The organism is Corallococcus sp. CA049B (assembly GCF_003611685.1).
In the GTDB taxonomy this organism is placed as follows: Bacteria; Myxococcota; Myxococcia; order Myxococcales; family Myxococcaceae; genus Corallococcus; species Corallococcus coralloides.
In genome coordinates, this window is sequence record NZ_RAWC01000006.1 from 65,796 (window position 1) to 84,517 (window position 18,722).

The following is an 18,722-nucleotide window of genomic DNA, read 5'->3' on the forward strand; positions in this document are numbered from 1 at the left end:
CAGGAATCGCGATAGCCTTGGTGCCTCGTCTCCCCGGGGGTTTGATGCCGTCGACATTCACGTGGCTGGATCATTCGGAGCATGATCGGCGGCGCGTGCTCGAAGCCGTGGACCGCTTCAAGGAAACCGACACCCGGGACGAGCTGGGGCTCGGTGCCATCCGTGACACCTTCGCGGACCTGCTCTTTCCGGGGACAAGCACCATCCAGACGCGGGCGCGCTACTTCCTCTTCGTGCCCTGGATGTACCGCCAGCTGCACGAGAAGCAGGTGACGGCGGACAAGGTCATGGCCCGCGCTCGCAAGGAGGAGATCCACCTGCGGGACGCGCTACTCCAGTCCGCGGACACCGTGGGCGTCCTCGGGAAGGTCGCGGGCGCCGCCCTCAAGCGGCTGCCCAGCAACGTGTACTGGCAGGGCCTTGGCGCCTGGAAGATCCGCCTCTATCCAAGCTCGCAACAGGAGTACCACCGCTACTTCGAGCGCCTTCACACGGCGGACGAGGGCGGCCGTGACGATGATGAAGAGTTGCTGGATGGCGGGCGGATGGCCCCCTGGCATCTCCACCTCCCCCCGGCTCCGGACAGCTTCCCCGAGGGCGCGGATTTCGAGCTGCGCCCCGACGAGGCCCGGTACATCGCCGAGCGCATCTGCTTCTCCGCTCCGCGCTCGCTCCTCGCGTTCCTGGTCCTGAGAGGCAAGACGGTGGACGCCGACTATCCCTGGACCCATCCCCAGCTCGCCGAGTTCCCCGCCCACATCCAGGAGCTCCTCCACCATGGCCAGCTGCTCGCGGAGTCCCTCCACGGAGCGGCATTGCTCTACAACCTCATGCTCGCGGAGGAGCTTCCTCCCGGTCCCCACAAAGACGAACGCACCGAGACCTTCCGTCAGGAGCTGGAGGCCTGGGTGGCCGAGCTGCAGCAGCGCGGCGATGCTCTCTCCCGTTGGAAGCGCGCGGACTTCTGGTCCCTGGTCCAGCAGCACACCCGCGTGAGCGGGGCCACCCATCGCTTCGTGGAACAGTGGCAGGAGCACGCGCCCTGGCAGAGCCTGCGCAACGCGGCCGACGATGCAGCGGTGCGAAGGCTGGTGCGTGACCGCGAGCGCCAGCTGAAGGGAGCCCGGGCCCGGCTTGGCAACCCGCGAGCACTCGAGCTCTGGAACGGGGCCTCCGGCGTGGGCCGCCTGGACTACCGCTGGCGCAGCGCCGCTCGCATCCTGACGGACATCCACGCCGGACTCGGAGGCCGCCATGCTCGCGCCTGACACCCGAAGGGTCCTGCTCGAGGCGCTCAAGCCCCCGGAGGGCTTCCGCATCGACCGCGCCCTCGCGACCACGTACACGCTCGACCTGATGGCCATGCTCACCGCGCCACTGGCCTTCTCCCTGTTCGACGGGATTGGGGGCAAGGCGGACGCGTCGAGCAGCGCGGAGGCCAGCGAGCATCTGAATCCGTTCGCCTTGCTGAAGGCGGTCCGCGCCCACGCCGAGCGCACCACGGTCTTCTGCCAGAGCACCCGCATCTCGGCACCACCCAGGTACCAGCGACTCCTCGCCTACCTGGAGGACTCCGTCGTCGAGGTGAACGCACCGAGCGAAGGCGGCGTCTTCCACCCGAAGATGTGGGCGCTGCGCCTCGTGGGCAGCGAGGGAGAGGTGATGTACCGGGTGCTCTGCCTCTCACGGAACCTCACGTTCGACCCCTCCTGGGATACGGCGCTCGTCCTGGACGGCGAGCTGGCGGACCGGCAGCGGGCCTTCTCCGCGAACCGGCCGCTGGCGGACTTCTTCCGCGCCCTCCCCTCCCTCGCCGTGCGGCCGCCCCCGCAGCGGGTGCTGGACGACGTCACGCTCATCGCCAGCGAGTTGGAACGGGTGCGCTTCGAGCTTCCGCTGCCTTTCGAGGAGCTGCGGTTCCATCCCCTGGGCCTGCCCGGCTACACGCGTCACCCCCTGGAGACGGCCCCCCGGGCGCTCATCGTCTCGCCCTTCGTCACCGCGACCGCGCTCGAGGAACTCTCAGAGGGCGGAGTCCTCGTCTCCCGCATGGATGAGCTGGCGAAGCTCCCTCCGGAGAGCCTGGCGCCGTTCGAGGTGCATGTGCTGCACGACGGCGCGGAGATGCTGGAGTTCGGCGACACGGGAGAGGCGCCCGCTCACGGAGGCGAGGACTCACCGCCCCCGTCTGGGCTGCACGCCAAGCTGTTCGTCCAGGACGAGGGCTGGAACGCCCACGTCTGGACGGGCTCGGCCAATGCCACGAGCGCGGCGTTCCACCAGAACGTCGAGTTCCTCGTGCAGCTGACGGGGAGGAAGAAACAGGTGGGCATCGATGCCCTGCTCGACGGCCGCCAGGGGGAGCCCGGCCTGCGCGCCCTGCTCGCCTCATGGACTCCGCCGGAAGAGCCCACGGAGGAGGATCCCTCCGCCAAGGCCCTGGAGGAACGACTGCGCGTCGCCCGCAGCCAGCTGGGCCGGGTGACGTGGATCGCCGAAGTCACGGAAGGCCCCGAAGGGTTCGCGACGCGCCTGCGCTCCGAGGGCCCGGTCGTGATTCCCGCGGACCTCACCGTGAGCGTCTGGCCCATCTCGCTTCCCCGGGACACCTTCGCGCGCCCACTCGAGTCGCATGCGGGACACGCGGGCGTGGACTTCGCGGCACGCAGCTTCGAGTCGATCACGGCGTTCTTCGCGTTCTCCCTGACCACCACCGTGGGGGACCAGCGGGCCGAAGCCGTCTTCGTCGTCACCGCGATCCTCCAGAACGCCCCCGCGAACCGCGCCGCGCGCATCCTCCAGTCGATGCTCGATGATCCCGCCAAGGTGCTGCGCTTCCTGCGGATGCTCCTGGCCTCGGACCCGTTGGACATCCTGGAGGGCCTGGCGGCCCTGGAGATGACAGGAGCCGACCCGGCCGGCCCTGGCGCAGGTGCAGGCACTGGCGCGGAGGTGCCGCTCCTCGAAGCCATGATCCGGGCGTTGGACCGGGATCCGGCGCGCCTGGATGCCATCCATCAAGTGGTACAGGACCTCCTGTCGACAGAGGAAGGGCGGCGGCTGTTGCCGGACGGCTTCCTCGCGGCCTGGGAGCCGCTCTGGGCGGCGCGGAAGTCCCTGACGGGGGAGGTGGCAGCGTGAGCCGCTCATCGGAGACGGAGATCCTGGCTGAAGCGGAGCGCGCGCTGCGTGGCCTGAAGGACTTCCAGCGGGAGACGGTCGATTACGTCTTCGAGCGCCTCTTCTTCCCGGATGGTTCCGGCCGCTTCCTCGTCGCGGACGAGGTGGGACTGGGAAAGACGATGATCGCCAAGGGCGTCATCGCGAAGACCGTCCAGCACCTCCGCGGCCGGGTGGACCGGCTGGATGTCGTCTACATCTGCTCCAACGCGGACATCGCGCGCCAGAACGTCAGCCGCCTCAAGCTCGAGGGGGAACACGTCACGCTCGCCTCCCGCCTGACGCTGCTGCCCAAGGCGGCCCAGCGACTCAAGGACTCCCCGTCCCGCGTCAACTTCATCTCCTTCACGCCGGCGACGTCGTTCGACCTGGGTGGAGGACTGGGGCACGTGGAGGAACGCCTCCTGCTCCACGCCATGCTGAGTGAGCTGTGGGGGCTGGGCACCAGCGCGACCGCGATGAACGTGCTCCAGGGAGGCGTGGACAGCGAGCGCTTCCGCGAGCGCGTCCGGAACACCCGGCTCGCGGACTTCGACCCGACGGGAGACAGCACCCGCTATTTCGCGAAGGAGCTCGACAAGCGCGCGGCGGAGGCCCGGGCACGGGGTGAACCGGATCTGCGCACGCGCTTCGACGAGCTCCGCCAGGCGTACTCCACGTCCAGGAGCCAGCCAGACGTCGCCACGTCCCGGCTGCGCTCCCGGCTGGTGGGAGAGCTGCGCTCGGCGCTCGCATCCAGCTGTGTCGCGACGCTGGAGCCCGACCTCGTCGTCCTCGACGAGTTCCAGCGCTTCAGCCATCTGCTCGATGGGCAGGATGAAGCCAGCGAGCTGGCTCGCGCGCTCTTCGACTTCGAGGGCGTGCGGACCCTGCTGCTCTCCGCGACTCCGTACAAGATGTACACGACCGCCAGCGAGGCGGGCGGCGAGGACCATTATCAGGACTTCGCCCGGACCCTCCGCTTCCTCGAACGGAAGCTGGCGGGGGCTGACGACATCGACAAGCTCTTCCAGCAATACCGACAGGGCCTCATGGCGCTGGGCGACGCGGAGCGGCGGAGCGAGCTCGAGGCCGTCCGCTGGAAGCTGGAAGACAGGCTGCGGCGGGTGATGGTGCGGACCGAACGGCTGGCCTCCACGCCCGACCGCAACGGCATGCTCAAGGCGGTTCCTTCATCCAGCGCGAAGCTGACGCGCGACGACGCACTGGGATACCTCGCGCTCCAGAAGGTGGCCCGGCTGTGCGACCACCACGACACGCTCGAGTACTGGAAGAGCACCCCGTACGCGTTGAGCTACATGGACGAGGGCTACAAGCTCAAGCGCACGCTCCTGGAGCGGAGCGAGGACGGCCAGGCGCGATTCGAGCTGGCCCGGGCGCTGACGGCCCCTGGCAACCTGCGGCTCCCCTGGGCCGCGATCGAGCGCTACGCGGAGATCGACCTGGGCAATGCCCGGATGCGAGAGCTCGTGGAACAGACCCTCGGGCGCGGGGCGCACCGTCTGCTCTGGCTTCAGCCGTCGCTCGCCTACTACCGGCTGCGCGGGCCCTGGGCCGAGCCGGGTGCGAGTGATGTCGCCAAGCGACTCGTCTTCTCCTCCTGGAGGTTCGCTCCCAGGGCCATCGCGGCGCTGCTGAGCTACGAGGCCGAGCGGCGGATGTACGGGCGCGAGGAGCGCGACGGCTACTCCTCCGAGCGGCGGCGCCGCCGGGGTGCGTCCCTTCGCTTCCAGGTGACGGATGGGCGCCCGACGGGCATGCCCATCCTGGCCCTGCTCTACCCCAGTGTCTTCCTCGCTCGCGCCTGCGACCCCGTGCGCTTCGCGGCGGAGTCGTATCGTGACGGTGCGCCGGCAGAGGGGCTCGTCGAGCTCGACGAGGTGCTCTCGGCGGCCCGCATGCAGCTCGAGGTCGCCTTGAGGCGCCTGCCATCCGCTCCCCATGAAGGACGCGTGGACGAGCGGTGGTACTGGGCGGCGCCCCTCCTCCTGGATCGAGCCATCGATCCGGACACCACCGAGCAGTGGTTCGAGCGTGCGGACCTGCCAGAGCTGTGGATGGGGACGAACGACCCGGAGCAGGCTGAGCACTCGTGGCACGCCCACGTGGAGGCCGCGCGGGAGATGTTGCGTGGTGAGGGGGAGCCCCTGGGGCGCCGGCCTGACGACCTCGTGGACGTCCTCGCGGAGATGGCGATCGCGGCCCCCGGCGTCACGCTCCTCAGGTCGATGCTTCGTGTGCTCGAGCTTCGCACGGATGCGCTGACCGACACGGAGGGCATGCGCATCCGGGATGCCGCGGCGATGGCGGCCTGGTCATTCCGTGCCCTGTTCAACCAGCCTGAGTTCGCGGAGATGCTGCACCGCGAGGTCGCCGAGCCCAGGGACCTGCCCTACTGGAGGGCCGTGCTCCGCTACTCGGTGGACGGCTGCCTGCAAGCCGTGCTGGACGAGTATGCGCACGTGCTCCGGGACCATCTGGGACTGCATACGGGGAGCGCCGCCGAGCGGGTGCATGAGATCGCGGAGAACATCGCGGAGGCGTTGTCACTGCGCACCGCGAGTTTGACGACCTACGACGTGGAGCCGAGCCAGGGCGGACGGACGGTCCAACAGGAGACCCACCGCATGCGCTGCCACTTCGCCCTGCGGTTCGGAGACGAGAAGTCCGACGATGGTCAGGTGGCCACCCGCGCGGACTCCGTGCGCAAGGCGTTCAACTCTCCATTCTGGCCCTTCGTGGTGGCAACCACCTCGGTGGGACAAGAGGGGCTGGACTTCCACGCGTACTGCCATGCGGTGGTGCACTGGAATCTGCCTGGCAACCCGGTGGACCTCGAGCAACGCGAGGGCCGGGTCCACCGCTACAAGGGACATGCGATCCGAAAGAACGTGGCGCGAATCCACGGGCTGGAAGCCCTCAACGCCGCGGCGACGGACGTCTGGGAAGTGATGTTCGAGAAGGCACGCCAGGCGCGTCCGAAGGGATCGACCGACATCGTTCCGTACTGGGTCTACCCCGTGGACGATGGCGCGCGGATTGAGCGACATGTCCTGGCGCTCCCGCTGAGCCGCGAGTTCGAGCGGGCGGAGCGCCTGTCCAGGTCACTCGCCATCTACAGGATGGCCTTTGGTCAGCCACGGCAAGACGACCTCATCAACTATCTGGTCGAGACCGTGGACCCCCAGGTGCTGGAAGATGCGCTCGCCGCGACACGCATCGACCTGTCACCCTTCGCGGCGGAAGCCGCATCCCCGGCGGCCTCGACGTGAGGCATCACCGCCCAAGGAACGCGCGCATCTCGGAGATGACCTCCGCCTGCCGCGTGAGCCAGAGGTAGTGCCCCGCGCCCGGGAGCGTCACGATCTTCCAGTTGGGCAGGCTCTTGAGCAGGGCGTCCTGGTCGGCCTCGTGCTGGCGCAGCTCCGGGAGGAAGACCCGGGCCCGCTCGCGCAGGTCGGCGGGGATGTTCTCCGCCTGGGACAGGTACGCCACCCAGCCCGCGAAGGCCTGATCATCGGAGATGGCCAGCACCGGGCCCTTCAGCTTCGCGTAGTCCGGCACGGCCGCGCCCCGGATGCCCTGCTCCGTTGCCTCCGGCAAGCGGCGGTAGCGCAGGTACGCGCCCGTGCCAGCGTCGAACTCGTACGCTTGTTCAATCTCATGCGGCGGGAACGGGCCGCCCAGGTCGCGCGCCAGCAGCGCCGTCACCGCCTCACGTGACGGCTGCCCGTCGAGCACGGTGAACGGCAGCGGCGGCAACGGACCGGGCTTCAGGAACTCGGCGATCTCCCCCTTGTTGTCCGTGGCGTCCAGGAAGATGAGCGCCTCCACTCGCTCCGGATGGTTCAGCCCCATCCAGTTCAGCTCATCCCCCGCGAGTGAGTGCCCCACGAGCGTCGCCTTCGCGATCCCCAGACCCTCCATCGCGGCCAGCACGTCGTGCCCCAACGTCGCGCTGTCGTAACCCGTCGCCGGCCAGCTCGACGCACCGAAGCCTCGCCGGGTGAAGGCGTAGACGTGGTGCGTGGCGATGAACTCCGGCGCCAGCACATCGAAGACGTGGGCCGTGCTCCCCAGGCCCGCCAGGAACACCAGCGCCGGCCCCTTGCCGCCGTAGTCGAGCACCTCCAGCTCGACCTCCGGGGCTACCCGCGCCCGGCTCACCTGGTGCAGCGGGTCCGCCGTGCCCACGGGCGGCGGGGACGGCGTGGTCGCACAAGCGGAGAGCCACAACACCCACGACAGACGGAGCCAGGACGTTCGCATGGGCGGAAACCATTGCACAGCCCACCGCGACAACGGAACGGACTCAAGTCTGCAAATCACGCATGGCCTGGCATAAGCGTAATTCTCCATCCCTCATCTGTCTCCCTGGAGACAGACGATGCGCTCGAACTGGATGACGTGGTCCCCTGCCGCGTGCGGCGGCCCGGAGGTAGCGGCTCCCGGACAGGACGTGTCTGCCATTGGCACGGTGGAGGGTGAAGCGAACTCGCCCATCCATGACCGGGCGCGCGCGTACGCCGCCGCCAATCCCAAGCGCGACGGCGGTTCGTGGAACATTACAAGCGCATCCAGACGGTGGGCCAGCGTGACTATGGATACACGGGTCTCATCGACGGGGTGACGGGGCCGAACACGTACAAGGCCGAGCACAAGATCTGCGCGTACGCCGTGAACCGCGCGTTCTGATTCACCCGGGGCCCACGGCGCGGTGCGCGATCCGCGCCGTGGAAAGCAATCGCTCCTCGCCTCCCCGGTCGCCATTCGCGGCGGCCTCGGGGTAGCCTGCGGGCCTCTCACGGAAGAGGGGGCCCATGCGCGTCGTACCGTCCGTCCTGGAATCCGTCACCGTTCACGCCGAGGGCGCGCTGTGCACACGCGCGTTCGTGCTCTCGCCCGAGAACGGACACCTGCCCGGCCAGGTCCGCGTCGACGGCCTGCCGCTGTCCCTGCGCACGGGCTCGCTGCGTGCCCGGGTGGTGGAGGGCCCGTCGGACCTCCTCGTCCGCGACCTCAAGCCCACGTTCGATGTGCGGATGCCGCCGGAGTCGGAGCTGCCCGCGGAACAGCAGTCGCTCGAAGCGGCCGAGGCCTCCCTGGCGTCCGTGCATGGCCGGCTGGAGCGGGTTCGCGCGGAGATCGCGGCGCTGCGCGGCCTGACTCCCACCTGGCCGGCCCAGCGCAAAGGCCATCCCCCGCGCGAGGCACCGCTGGCCTCGATGCTGTCCCTCACCGGCTTCGTGGAAGCGGAGCTGGCGGAGCTGCAGGCCCAGGAGCTGGACCTGGCGCGCCAGCACCGCGACGCCACGAACGAGCTGGAGCTGCGCCGCCGCCGCGTCCAGGAGCTGTCCTCCGCGCGGAGCGTGGACCGGACCCGGCTGTTCCGCGCGGCGCTGCTGACGCTGTCCGGCCCCATCGCCGCGAACACGGACGCGCGGCTGGTGCTGGAGTACGCGGTGGCCGGCGCGCGCTGGGTCCCCACCTACGACCTGCGCCTGCCGCGCACGCTGGAGGAAGGCACGCTGCGCATGCGCGCCGCCGTCGTCCAGCGGACCGGCGAGGACTGGACGGGGGTGCGGCTCGCCGTCTCCACCGCGAGCCTGGAGCGGCGCGCGGAGGTGCCGGAGCTGAAGTCGCTGCGCATCGGACGCAGCCAGCCGGCCCCCGTGCGTTCGGGGTGGCGTGAACCCGCGCCCGGCCTGGAGGAGCTGTTCGCGGGCTACGACGCCCTGCACGTCGCCCGCCCGGAGCCGGTCCTCCCCAAGCCCCAACCGCCGCCCATGCCGGTCATGGAAAGCGCGTACGAGCAGGAGAAGGCCTACAAGGAGTCGGCCTCGTTCGGAGGCGCGCCCGGAGCACCGCCCAGCGTGTCCGCGCCTCCTCCGCCCGCGCCCATGGCTCCGGCACCCAAGTCCTCGGGGGCCTTTCTGGGAGCGGTGCGTCCCTCGCGCAACGTCACCGGCGCCGTCCCGGCACAGAGCATGCCCTCGGCCCGTGGCGGTGGCAGCATGGACCGCCTGCGCAGCAAGAAGCGCGCGGTCGTGGAGGAAGACCTCGACGACGCCCCGATGGCGGACCTGTCGATGGATGAAGAAGAGGGCGGCGCCGGCGATGAGCTCCGGAGCGCCGCGGGCCTGGAGCCGGCGGACCGTCTGTTCGACTACGACTCGCTGACGCTGGCCTCCGCGGCCTCCCAGGCGCAGCGCGGCCGGCTGCGTCCCCGCTCCGCGCTCGTCTCCCAGGCGATGCTGTCCATCACGTCGGTGAACGTGCAGGTGGAGGTGGTGCGCCTGGAGGCCCAGGCCTTCGTCATCGCCGAGTCCGTGAACAGCGTGGCGCCCCCCACCTGGGCGGTGCCACCGCACGACTCCGCCCGTCACTTCGATGCGCGCTTCGACGCGGAGGCCGTCGCGGACGTGCCGTCCGATGGCGCGTGGCACACCGTGCCCATGCTGACGGTGCCCCTGGAGCTCAAGGCCGAATACGTGTGCGTGCCCTCCGTGGAGCCGCGCGTCTTCCGCACGGTGCGCCTGGACAACGCCTCGCCGCACCCGCTGCTCGCGGGGCCGGTGGACGTGACGCTCGGCGACGAGTTCCTGATGACGTCCCCCATGCCCACGCTGGGGCCGGGCGAGACGCAGCGGCTGGGATTGGGCGTGGAGGAGGCGCTCCAGGTGGCGCGCAACACCCGCTTCGACGAGGCGTCGGGCGGCATGTTCGGCAACAGCACGGTGCTCACGCACCACGTCTCCGTGGAGGTGGCCAACCACCTCTCCCGCGCCGCGAACATCGCCATCTCCGAGCGGATCAGCGCGGTCCCTGAATCCCAGAAGGACATCAAGGTGGAGGAGGCGGAGGTGGCGCCGCCCTGGCAGAAGCCCACGCCGCTGCCGGGTGAAGAGGCGGTGGAGGGCGAGCGGGTGTGGCGCGTGAGCGTCCCCGCTGGAGAGAAGCGTTCGATGAAGGCGACGTGGGTCGTGAAGCTGCCCGCCAGCAAGATGCTGAACGGCGGGAACCGGAGGACGTGATGCGCACTTCCATTCTGTTGCCCCTGGTCAAGGTGACGGTCCTGGAGGACCGGGCGCTCGTCGAGCGCAGCGGCACGGTGACGCTGCCCCCGGGCCCCTGCCGCCTCGTGGTGGACGGGCTGCCGGCGGTGGCGGTGGACCGCTCGCTCCAGGCGAAGCTCACCGGCGGCATGGTGACCCAGGCCAGCCTGCGCCGCTCCATGCGCGCGGTGCTGCCCGAAGCGCTGCGCGAGCACCACTCGGAGCTGGCACGCCGCGCCTTCGAACGCGAGCAGGTGCTGGCACGCGCCCAGGCCGAGGTGCGGCGCCTGGAGGCGAGGCACGGCCTGCTGGAGACCGCGCGCCGGGACATCCTCCGCGCCATCTCCGAGCGCACCGGCGCGGGCGAGGCGGATCCTGCGAAATGGAAGGAACAGCTCGCGACGGTCCGCCAGGAGCAGACCGCGGCCGACGATCAACTGCGGCAGGCCCGCCGTGAGCTGGGGCGCCTGGAGCGGCAGCACATCCAGGAGAGCCGCGACGTGCTGTCCCGCACGGAGGTGCCGGAGCCCAAGCTGGACGTGCGCGCCGAGCTGGACGTGAGCCACGCCGCGGGCGGTGAAGCGACGTTGACGCTCAGCTACCTGGTGCCGTGCGCCGCGTGGCGGCCGGCCTACCGCGCGGTGCTGGGCCTCGCGGAGGCGGCGTCCTCGGTGAAGTTGGAGTGCGAAGCCGTGGTCTGGCAGAACACCGGCGAGGCGTGGAAGGAAGTGACGCTGGCCTTCTCCACGGCGCGGCCCACGCTGGGCGCCACGCCGCCCCGGCTCACGGAGGACTGGCTCTCCCTGCGGGAGAAGACGTCGCGCGAGAAGCAGGTGGTGGACGTCTCCATGCGCGAGGAGTCCCTCCAGGAGACGGGCGAGGCGGGAGCGACGAAGGCCGCGGACGCGCTGCCGGGCATGGACGACGGCGGCGAAGCGGTGACGCTGTCCGCGCCGCACAAGGCCACGGTGCCGTCGGATGGAGAGGCGCACCGCGTGGCGCTGTTCGCGTTCACGTCACCGGCCACATCGGAGCTGGTGGCCTGCCCTGAGCAGTCGCCGCTGGTGCACCGCGTGGCGAAGTTCGACAACTCGGGGCCGGCGGTGTTGCTCGCGGGGCCGGTGGAACTGGTGCGCGCCAACGGCTACGTGGGCCGCGCGCAGCTCAAGTTCGCGGGCCGGGGCGAGCGCGTGAAGCTGGGCTTCGGAAGCGAGGACTCGCTGCGCGTGTCCAGGCAGGTGGACGTGGGCGAGGAGGTCGCTCGCATCACCGGCCGGCGCACGCGCACGCAGAAGGTGAAGCTGTTCATCTCCAACATGGGCGCGAAGCCCGCGGCGCTCGCGGTGGAGGAGCGCATGCCGGTGTCGGAGGTAGAGGCCGTGGAGGCGGCGCTGCTCAAGGACGCCACGAAGCCCGCGCCCACCAAGGTGAGCGACGAGGGCATCGTGCGCTTCGAGCTGAGCGTGCCGGCGCGCTCCCGCCAGACGGTGGCCTTCGGCTTCACGGTGGCCAGAGCCGCGAAGGTCGCGGGCCTGTAGGGAATCACCACGCCATGCCCTTCGCGACCAGGTCCGGCCGCCGCATCCACTACGAGGTCCAGGGCCACGGCCCTCCCCTGCTGCTCCTGCACGGCCTGCTCCAGCTGGGCTCGCACTGGTCGCTCAAGGGGTACCTGCCCGCGCTGACGGATGCGTACACGGTGGTGACGTTCGACTCGCTGGGGCACGGCCAGAGCGACACGCCGCACGACCTGGAGGCCTACGCGCTGAGGCATCGCGTGGAGGACGCGCTGTCGGTGCTCGACACGCTGTCCATCGACCGGGCGCATGCGTGGGGCTATTCGATGGGCGGATGGACGGTGTGTGGCCTGGCGTCCTTCGCGCCGGAGCGGCTGGCGTCATACGTGGTGGGCGGCTGGGATCCGGCGGTCGGCCTGCCCGCGGCCTACGCGGCCCTGGCGAAGCAGCTCAAGCCGGGAACGACCGTGGACTGGTTCCAGATGCTCCTGATGGGAGCACGGCGCGCGCCGGAGCTGGCAGAGGCCATCGACGCGGGAGACCTGGACGCGCTCCGGCTATGCATGAAGGCCTGTGAGACGTCGGCGGGCCTGGATGAGGCGCTGGTGGGCTCCAGCAAGCCGGGGCTGCTCTATTGCGGCGCGATGGACCCGTACCACGACTCCATGAAGGCCGTGGCGCAGCGGGCCGGCGTGGCGTTCGCGACCATCGAGCACGCCGACCACGGCGGCGCCTGGGCGAAGGCGCCCAAGGTGCTGCCACACGTGCTGCCGTTCCTCGCATCCGTCGCGCGAACCTGAGGTTTCCATGACGTCGACTCCCGCGAACGAGCAACTAGCGGAACTCCTCCGTGCTCACGACCTCGCCCTCCAGGAGGAGGGGGAATGGCTCCGCGTGAGCCCCCGGGGCCCGCGCCTCCAGGCAACGTTCACCGACACGCGAACCGAGCCAGGCATCTGCACACGACGACTCGACGTCTGGCTGGAGCCATGGACCGGCCGGAGGGTCGTCGAGTCCGTGGTGGGAGTTGGCAAGACGGAAGAAGAGGCCTTGAACGATGCCCTGATGCACTTCGCCCAGGCGAGCCTGCACGTGCTCCTGGCCGCCTTCGTTCGTCCTCCCGATGAGCACGTCACCGTCGAGACCTGGCAGGTGGGTGGCATCGACCGGAAGGTCATCCTGGGCAATATCATCACCCGAGGCGACAACCCCGGCCCGCAACTCGAGGAGCCGTGGTTCAAGGCCTTCGAGAGCGCGCTCCGGTCGCTGCCGCTGACCTCCGGCACCCATTGGGTGCGCGTCTATTACGCCCAGAGGGAAGAGAAGCGCATGGCGCTGGAGGTGCTGCTCGACAACGAGCCGTGGCAGGCGCTGGCGGATCTGCTCGAGACCGCCTCCTGGCCCGCTGCCCCCGGGTTTCTCAGCCGGAGGCTGTTCCTGGTGCTCCAGGGCGGCGTGGACGTGAGCCGCGCGGTCGCGGCCTGGTTTGACGTTCCCGAGGACGGCGATCCGGTTGCACTCCTCCAGGAACAGGGCGCGACCCGACTGGAAGCGGAGAAACTCGACGCGTATCTGCCCCTGGCCTTTGGCGAGCCCGTGATGAAGAAGCTGGGCGCGGAGTCTTCGCGCACCGCCGAATTCACCGCCAATCCTCCGATTGTCCAGCGAACCGTGGTGTTGGCGGAGGATCCGCTGTGGCGCGATGCCGTCCATCTGGCGGAGCAGGCCTTCCAGGGGAATACCGCCCTGACGCGCGAGCAATTGATCCGCCTCTCCACTTCTGGAGCGACGGTCCGAGTCCTCAACGACTTCCTGAATCAGGGCTCGGACCCCAAGGACCTCCAGTTCACTCCGCCACTCATCACGCTCTCGCCCAAGGCGATGGCGGAATGGTTGACGTCCGAGCCCTTCGTGTCGCCTCCCGTCGCTACACCCGCGACCCCCGCGATACTCACGATTTCCGAGGCGCCCGCGCCCCCCCGGCGTCCCTGGTGGAAGTTCTGGTAGCGGCCCTGATCAATTCGCGGACTGGATGGCGATGACGCGGACGTCGAAGTCCTTGCAAGCATCGTCCTTGCAGATGCCATTGAGCCACGCTTCGCCCTGGCCAAACATCACACCGTCGGCGTTGACGAAGAGGTCCGCGTAGCGCTGCCGGGTGATGACGTTGGCGATGGCCGGCGTGACGATGACGTCGTAGTGCCTCACGAACGCGGCTGCGTCTGGCAGCTTCACCTTCCTGCCGCCCACGGTCGCGGCGAAGGGATACGCCACCAGGGCGGCCACCGCCTTCGCGTCGTGCGCGGCCACCGCCTTCTTGAACGCCGTGAAGACCTGCTCATACTTCGCGGGCTCCCCGAGGATGCGCTGGATTCGAGTGTTGACGTCGGCGGTTCCAGCATCCGGCGCCCCGGTGACGACGTTGGGAGCGGCTGCCACGGGTACTTCAGCGCGCTGACAGGAAGCAGATGACACGAGTACCAAGGCGGCCAGCCGCGTGGGCTTCGTCTGCATGAGTTCCCCCCGCCAGGACAGGCTGCACTCCCCTGGCAAAGACAAACTCTACAGCGCTTGATACGTCTCAGCGCATGCCTTGGACCAGCGTCCAAAGCTGACGTTTCGCGGCCGACTGCGGGACTCGCCGAAATAGTGCGTCACGGACAAAGCGCGCGGCGCCATTCTCCCACTGGGCCACACGTCCCACCTGATGTGAGCGCACGACCAGCGCGTTGGCACGTTTCACCCGGCGGGACTCGTATGCACGCAGTGCGTCTTCCACGCTGCCCGGAGCCGCGAGACATTCCCCCAGCACCACGCCATCCTCGATGGCCTGACAGCCGCCCTGCCCCAGGTTCGGCGTCATCGGGTGCGCGGCGTCACCCAGCAGCGTCACCCGGCCCCGGCTCCAGTGCGACACTGGAGGACGGTCGTGGATGTCCGTGCGCAGGACGCGCGCGGACGGCGTCGCCGCGAGCAGCTTCGCGATGGGCGCGTGCCATCCCGCGAAGCGCTCCTGGAGGATGGCGAGCGTCTGTCCCGGAGCATCCTCCGCCCCCGCGGGCGCATTCAGCGTGGCGAACCAGTACACCTCGCCATGGCCAATGGGCACGATGCCGAAGCGGGCCCCGGGGCCCCACGTCTCGGTGACCTTCCCCGCCTCCACGAGGTCCGCCCCCGGGCACACACCGCGCCAGCTGGTGTAGCCGGAGTAACGCGTGGGCTGCGCGCCCAGCAGGCCGGTCCGCACGGCGGAGCGCAGGCCATCCGCGCCCACCAGGACGTCGCCAGTGACGGTCTCGCCATGGGACAGCGTCACCGTGACGCGGGCCCCGTCGTCCTCGAAGCCCGTCACGCTGACACCCAGCCGCACGGCCTCCTCCGGGCCCGCGTGGGCGCGAAGGACGGCCTGGAGGCGCGCGCGGTGCATGGCCACCATCGGGATATCCAGCTCCTCCTGGAGCGAGCGGACATCGACGGCGGTGATCCGGGCGCCCGTCGAATCCAGGATGAGCGTCTGCTCCGCGCGTTCGCCCTCCGCGACCACCGCGTCACACAGGCCGATGCGGCGCAGGGCGACCGCGGCGTTCATCTGCACGATGATGCCCGCGCCCACCGGCCGCAGGGCTTCGGCGCGCTCGAACACCGTGGCGCGAAGGCCCGCGCGCTGGAGCGCACAGGCCAGGGTGAGGCCTCCAATGCCGGCTCCAGCGATGAGGACGTGGCGAGGGGATGCGGACGTCATGGCGGCCTCCAGTCGCGCCGGCGCCACGGGTCAACCGAACCAGCGGCCGGCGTCAGGCGCGAAGACTCGCACGCGTTCCAACAGCGACGCCGGCAGCCGGGCCTGGAGCGTCGCGTGGACCTGCGCGGGGCTGTAAGCCTGACTGAAATGCATCAGGACCAGGGCCTCGTTCTGAAAGCGGTCCGCCATGGAGGCGATCTCCTCCAGGTGGATGTGGGCCCGCTCCTGCGCGTCGCGCACGGTGCGCTCCGCGTCGATGAACGTGCATTCGAGGATGAGCACGCGGCTGTCGAACAGGGACGGCTGGCGCTCCAGCACGTTGGAGAGGGTGTCCGTGCAGTAGGCCAGCTCCAGGCGTTCGACTTCATCGAACAGCGGCTCGCCTGCCTGACGGCGGCGGCCAATCTCCGCCGGAGGCAGCTCGCGGAACTCGGGCTTGAGCTTCGCGACGCGGCGCAGGAACTGGTAGCCCAACGACGGCACGGGATGGTGCGTGCGAAAGGCGCGGACCCACAGGTCCTGCTGCACCTTCACGGTGTCACCGGGGCGCATGGGAACAGTGCGGATGTCGGACTTCATCCGGTGCAGGCGCCCCAGGGCCGCGAGCGCCTCCTGCACGGGCGCTTCAATCTCCGCCGGCAGGTAGACGAACGGCGGCCCCCTGCCCACGAGCGCGCGGATGCCCAGCAGCGAGCCCAGCGCGCTCGCATGGTCCGCATGCCCGTGGCTGAGGAAGATGCGGTCCGTGGTGGCGAAGGAGCGGATGGGGATGCCCGCGTCGAGCAGCACCCCCAGCTCCGGCACCAGGAGCGACGTGTACACGCCGCCCACGGACACGCCGCGCACGGTATAGGGCCCCGCCTGCACCTCGGTCAGCATGCGCGGAAGCCTACGCCGATCAGTTCTTCGCGCGCTCGTACTGGTGCGGCCACAGCACGTCCGCGCGCAGCTCCTTCGCGGCGCGCAGCGGCCAGTACGGATCCCTCAGCAGCTCGCGCGCCAGGAAGACGACGTCCGCCTGTCCCGTGGCCAGGATGTGCTCGGCCTGGTACGCGGAGCGGATCATCCCCACCGCGCCCGTGAGCAGGCCCGTCTCCTTGCGCACCTGCTCCGCCAGCTGCGTCTGGTAGCCCGGCCCCACCGGGATCTTCGCGTAAGGCACCACGCCGCCGGACGAGCAATCCAGCAGGTCCACGCCCTCCTTCGCCACCAGCCGCGCCAGCGCCACCGAGTCCTCCGGCGTCCAGCCGCCCTCCACCCAGTCCGTCGCGGAGACGCGCATGAAGAGCGGCAGCGACTCCGGCCACTTCGCCCGCACGGCGCGCGTCACCTCCAGCGCGAAGCGCGTCCGGTTCTCGAACGTGCCGCCGTACCTGTCCGTCCGCTTGTTCGACAGCGGCGACAGGAACTCGTGCAGCAGGTAGCCGTGCGCCGCGTGCAGCTCGATGACCTGGAAGCCCGCGGCCTTCGCGCGCACCGCCGCGTCCGCGAACGCCTTCACGATGCGCTGGATGCCCGCCTCGTCCAGCGCCGTGGGCACCGGGTAGCCCTCCTCGAACGCCTCCGTCGTGGGCCCCAGCACCTGCCAGCCGCCGTGCTCCGGCTCCACGCGCTTGCCCGCGTCCCAGGGCCGCGGCGTGGAGGCCTTGCGGCCCGCGTGCGCCAGCTGCACGCCGGACGCGGCGCCGTTCTGGTGCATGAAGCGGTTGATGCGCGCCAGCTGCTCCACGTGCGCGTCCTTCCACAGCCCCAGGTCCTGCGGCGAGATGCGGCCCTCCGGCTCCACCGCCGTGGCCTCCGTCACCACCAGCCCCGCGCCCCCCACCGCGCGGCTGCCCAGGTGCACCACGTGCCACTCGTTCGCGAAGCCGTCGTCGCTCGAGTACTGGCACATGGGCGAAACCACCACGCGGTTGCGCAGCGTGATGTCCCGCAGCTTCAAGGGGGAGAACAGCTTGCTGCTCATGTCGGGTCCTTTCGGGGAAGCGAAGGGGTCTGCTCTGGCAATCCCAGCGCCGCGCGCACCTGGGCCGTGCTCTTGCCCAGCCAGTGCCGGCGGTGGTTCTCCTGCGTCGTGAGGCTGCGCGTCTCCATGCGGTCCACGTAGAGCGTGCCGTCCAGGTGATCCAGCTCGTGCTGGAGGATGCGCGCGTACCAGCCGCGCGCGGACACCGTCACCGGCTGCCCGTGCTCATCCAGCGCCTCCACCCGCACGCCCCGCGCCCGGGCCACCAGCGCCGCCAGGCCGTTCACGCTCAGGCAGCCCTCGTGGAACTCCATCGGCGTGGGGTCCTCCACCACGAGCTTCGGGTTGATCAACACGTGGAAGGCCACCGGTGCGCGCTCGCGCAGCGCCAGGTCCGCGGGCGACGCGCCGGCCTGGTACTCGGCGCGGTCCTCGATGACCACCAGCCGCAGGCCCACGCCCACCTGGGGTGCCGCGAGCCCCACGCCGGGCGCGTCCCGCATCGTGTCGCGCATCAACTGGATGAGCTGCCGCGTCGCTTCGCTGCCGATTTCTTCCGGGGTCAGCTCCCGCGCGCGCTGGCGCAGCACCGGTTCCCCCGCCTGGACGATCTTGAGCACCATGGTGGCCCCACCGTAACAACCGCTCTCCCGCCGCGCCGCATCGCCGTAGGACGGGCATGGGCCCGGCCGCCCGGTTCCCCACGAAGAGGGCAGCCCCTGGCGTGGAGGGGTGCCACTGACGGTAGGCTGTGTCGCACCATGGCTCGCCGCAAGAAGGCCGACGAAACCACCGCGCGCGTGCGCAACCTGCTCGCCCTCGACGCCGCCGGCATCATGCGGCGGCTGGCCGCACGCCGGGAGGAGATGTTCCTCCTCTTCTCCCGCCTGCGCAGCCGCGGCCCGCTGGTGGAGACGGTGGCCTCACGCTACGCGGACGGCGCCTTCGCCCAGCTCATCCACCTGACCGAACAGGAGCAGGCGGTGGTGGACCACTTCTACGGACGCCTGGACGAGCTGCGCTGGTACTTCACGTACACCGAGGACATGCCCGGCACCGCGCACCAGACCTTCAACGCGCTGCACCGCCGCCTGGAGGAGAGCTACCGCCTCTTCGTGGAGACCCTGGGGCTGCCCGTCCAACCCGACGGCGTGCGCGTGGTGAACGCGGAGGCCGTGCGCCAGGAGGACACGGCCACGGAAGGAACGCCCGTGGCGCTCGCCCCGCTGCCCCGCCGCCGCCGCGCGCCGCCCGCGTGACGC

At 70.2% G+C, this 18,722-nt stretch carries 15 protein-coding genes; 9 read left to right on the forward strand and 6 right to left on the reverse strand.

Annotated elements, in window-relative coordinates; genetic code table 11:
* Window positions 1–44 precede the first annotated feature (44 nt).
* From D7W82_RS02355 to D7W82_RS02365, 3 genes are read left to right on the forward strand one after another with little or no spacing between them, the layout of a single operon-like run.
* Window positions 45–1,268, forward strand: coding sequence for a DUF6361 family protein (locus D7W82_RS02355; RefSeq protein ID WP_147439185.1), 1,224 nt, complete (start codon window positions 45–47; stop codon window positions 1,266–1,268).
* Window positions 1,255–3,141, forward strand: coding sequence for a phospholipase D family protein (locus tag D7W82_RS02360; RefSeq protein ID WP_120616760.1), 1,887 nt, complete (start codon window positions 1,255–1,257; stop codon window positions 3,139–3,141). The genes D7W82_RS02355 and D7W82_RS02360 overlap by 14 nt, the downstream gene beginning before the upstream one ends.
* Complete coding sequence (locus tag D7W82_RS02365; protein WP_120616761.1) at window positions 3,138–6,452, forward strand: helicase-related protein; 3,315 nt, start codon at window positions 3,138–3,140, stop codon at window positions 6,450–6,452. Before D7W82_RS02360 ends, D7W82_RS02365 begins: the two co-directional genes overlap by 4 nt.
* Window positions 6,453–6,456: 4 nt before the next feature.
* Here D7W82_RS02365 and D7W82_RS02370 read toward each other — a convergent pair whose 3' ends face one another.
* Window positions 6,457–7,449, reverse strand: a complete 993-nt coding sequence (locus D7W82_RS02370; protein WP_120616785.1) for an alpha/beta fold hydrolase — start codon at window positions 7,447–7,449, stop codon at window positions 6,457–6,459.
* Between the two features lie 288 nt (window positions 7,450–7,737).
* On the opposite strand from D7W82_RS02370, the gene D7W82_RS40870 reads away from it, so the two are divergent.
* The 5 genes from D7W82_RS40870 (at window position 7,738) to D7W82_RS02390 (ending at window position 13,759) form a co-directional block, all read left to right on the forward strand.
* The gene (locus tag D7W82_RS40870; RefSeq protein ID WP_171423287.1) at window positions 7,738–7,875 is read left to right on the forward strand and encodes a hypothetical protein; all 138 of its coding nucleotides are present in this window, start codon (window positions 7,738–7,740) and stop codon (window positions 7,873–7,875) included.
* 125 nt (window positions 7,876–8,000) lie between these two features.
* A complete protein-coding gene (locus D7W82_RS02375; RefSeq protein WP_120616762.1) occupies window positions 8,001–10,214 on the forward strand; it encodes a DUF4139 domain-containing protein in 2,214 nt (737 codons plus the stop codon).
* Window positions 10,214–11,773, forward strand: a complete 1,560-nt coding sequence (locus D7W82_RS02380) for a mucoidy inhibitor MuiA family protein (RefSeq protein ID WP_120616763.1) — start codon at window positions 10,214–10,216, stop codon at window positions 11,771–11,773. The genes D7W82_RS02375 and D7W82_RS02380 overlap by 1 nt, the downstream gene beginning before the upstream one ends.
* A 14-nt stretch (window positions 11,774–11,787) precedes the next feature.
* Entirely contained in the window at window positions 11,788–12,552 is a 765-nt protein-coding gene (locus D7W82_RS02385; protein WP_120616764.1) for an alpha/beta fold hydrolase, read from the forward strand.
* A gap of 7 nt (window positions 12,553–12,559) precedes the next feature.
* On the forward strand, window positions 12,560–13,759 hold the full coding sequence (locus D7W82_RS02390) for a DUF6348 family protein (protein ID WP_120616765.1): 1,200 nt from the start codon (window positions 12,560–12,562) through the stop codon (window positions 13,757–13,759).
* A gap of 9 nt (window positions 13,760–13,768) precedes the next feature.
* Here the strand turns inward: D7W82_RS02390 and D7W82_RS02395 are convergent, their stop codons facing one another.
* The 5 genes from D7W82_RS02395 to def all read right to left on the reverse strand — a co-directional run bounded on the left by D7W82_RS02395 (window position 13,769) and on the right by def (window position 18,083).
* Window positions 13,769–14,191, reverse strand: coding sequence for a hypothetical protein (locus D7W82_RS02395; protein ID WP_120616766.1), 423 nt, complete (start codon window positions 14,189–14,191; stop codon window positions 13,769–13,771).
* A gap of 142 nt (window positions 14,192–14,333) precedes the next feature.
* Window positions 14,334–15,494, reverse strand: a complete 1,161-nt coding sequence (locus tag D7W82_RS02400) for an FAD-dependent monooxygenase (RefSeq protein WP_120616767.1) — start codon at window positions 15,492–15,494, stop codon at window positions 14,334–14,336.
* 30 nt (window positions 15,495–15,524) lie between these two features.
* Window positions 15,525–16,373, reverse strand: a complete 849-nt coding sequence (locus tag D7W82_RS02405) for an MBL fold metallo-hydrolase (RefSeq protein WP_120616768.1) — start codon at window positions 16,371–16,373, stop codon at window positions 15,525–15,527.
* 19 nt (window positions 16,374–16,392) lie between these two features.
* Window positions 16,393–17,460, reverse strand: coding sequence for an NADH:flavin oxidoreductase/NADH oxidase (locus D7W82_RS02410; RefSeq protein ID WP_120616769.1), 1,068 nt, complete (start codon window positions 17,458–17,460; stop codon window positions 16,393–16,395).
* Complete coding sequence (def, locus tag D7W82_RS02415; RefSeq protein ID WP_120616770.1) at window positions 17,457–18,083, reverse strand: peptide deformylase; 627 nt, start codon at window positions 18,081–18,083, stop codon at window positions 17,457–17,459. Before def ends, D7W82_RS02410 begins: the two co-directional genes overlap by 4 nt.
* 138 nt (window positions 18,084–18,221) lie before the next feature.
* Here def and D7W82_RS02420 point away from each other — a divergent pair, with 138 nt between their 5' ends.
* The gene (locus D7W82_RS02420; protein WP_120616771.1) at window positions 18,222–18,719 is read left to right on the forward strand and encodes a hypothetical protein; all 498 of its coding nucleotides are present in this window, start codon (window positions 18,222–18,224) and stop codon (window positions 18,717–18,719) included.
* Window positions 18,720–18,722 lie beyond the last annotated feature (3 nt).

Coding starts and splice junctions, on each gene's coding strand:
- D7W82_RS02355 (WP_147439185.1), top strand. CDS start 45: ATGCCGTCGACATTCACGTGGCTGGATCATTCGGAGCATGATCGGCGG.
- D7W82_RS02420 (WP_120616771.1), top strand. CDS start 18,222: ATGGCTCGCCGCAAGAAGGCCGACGAAACCACCGCGCGCGTGCGCAAC.
- D7W82_RS02400 (WP_120616767.1), bottom strand. CDS start 15,494: ATGACGTCCGCATCCCCTCGCCACGTCCTCATCGCTGGAGCCGGCATT.
- D7W82_RS02375 (WP_120616762.1), top strand. CDS start 8,001: ATGCGCGTCGTACCGTCCGTCCTGGAATCCGTCACCGTTCACGCCGAG.
- D7W82_RS02360 (WP_120616760.1), top strand. CDS start 1,255: ATGCTCGCGCCTGACACCCGAAGGGTCCTGCTCGAGGCGCTCAAGCCC.
- D7W82_RS02405 (WP_120616768.1), bottom strand. CDS start 16,373: ATGCTGACCGAGGTGCAGGCGGGGCCCTATACCGTGCGCGGCGTGTCC.
- D7W82_RS02385 (WP_120616764.1), top strand. CDS start 11,788: ATGCCCTTCGCGACCAGGTCCGGCCGCCGCATCCACTACGAGGTCCAG.
- D7W82_RS02370 (WP_120616785.1), bottom strand. CDS start 7,449: ATGCGAACGTCCTGGCTCCGTCTGTCGTGGGTGTTGTGGCTCTCCGCT.
- def (WP_120616770.1), bottom strand. CDS start 18,083: ATGGTGCTCAAGATCGTCCAGGCGGGGGAACCGGTGCTGCGCCAGCGC.
- D7W82_RS02380 (WP_120616763.1), top strand. CDS start 10,214: ATGCGCACTTCCATTCTGTTGCCCCTGGTCAAGGTGACGGTCCTGGAG.
- D7W82_RS02390 (WP_120616765.1), top strand. CDS start 12,560: ATGACGTCGACTCCCGCGAACGAGCAACTAGCGGAACTCCTCCGTGCT.
- D7W82_RS02410 (WP_120616769.1), bottom strand. CDS start 17,460: ATGAGCAGCAAGCTGTTCTCCCCCTTGAAGCTGCGGGACATCACGCTG.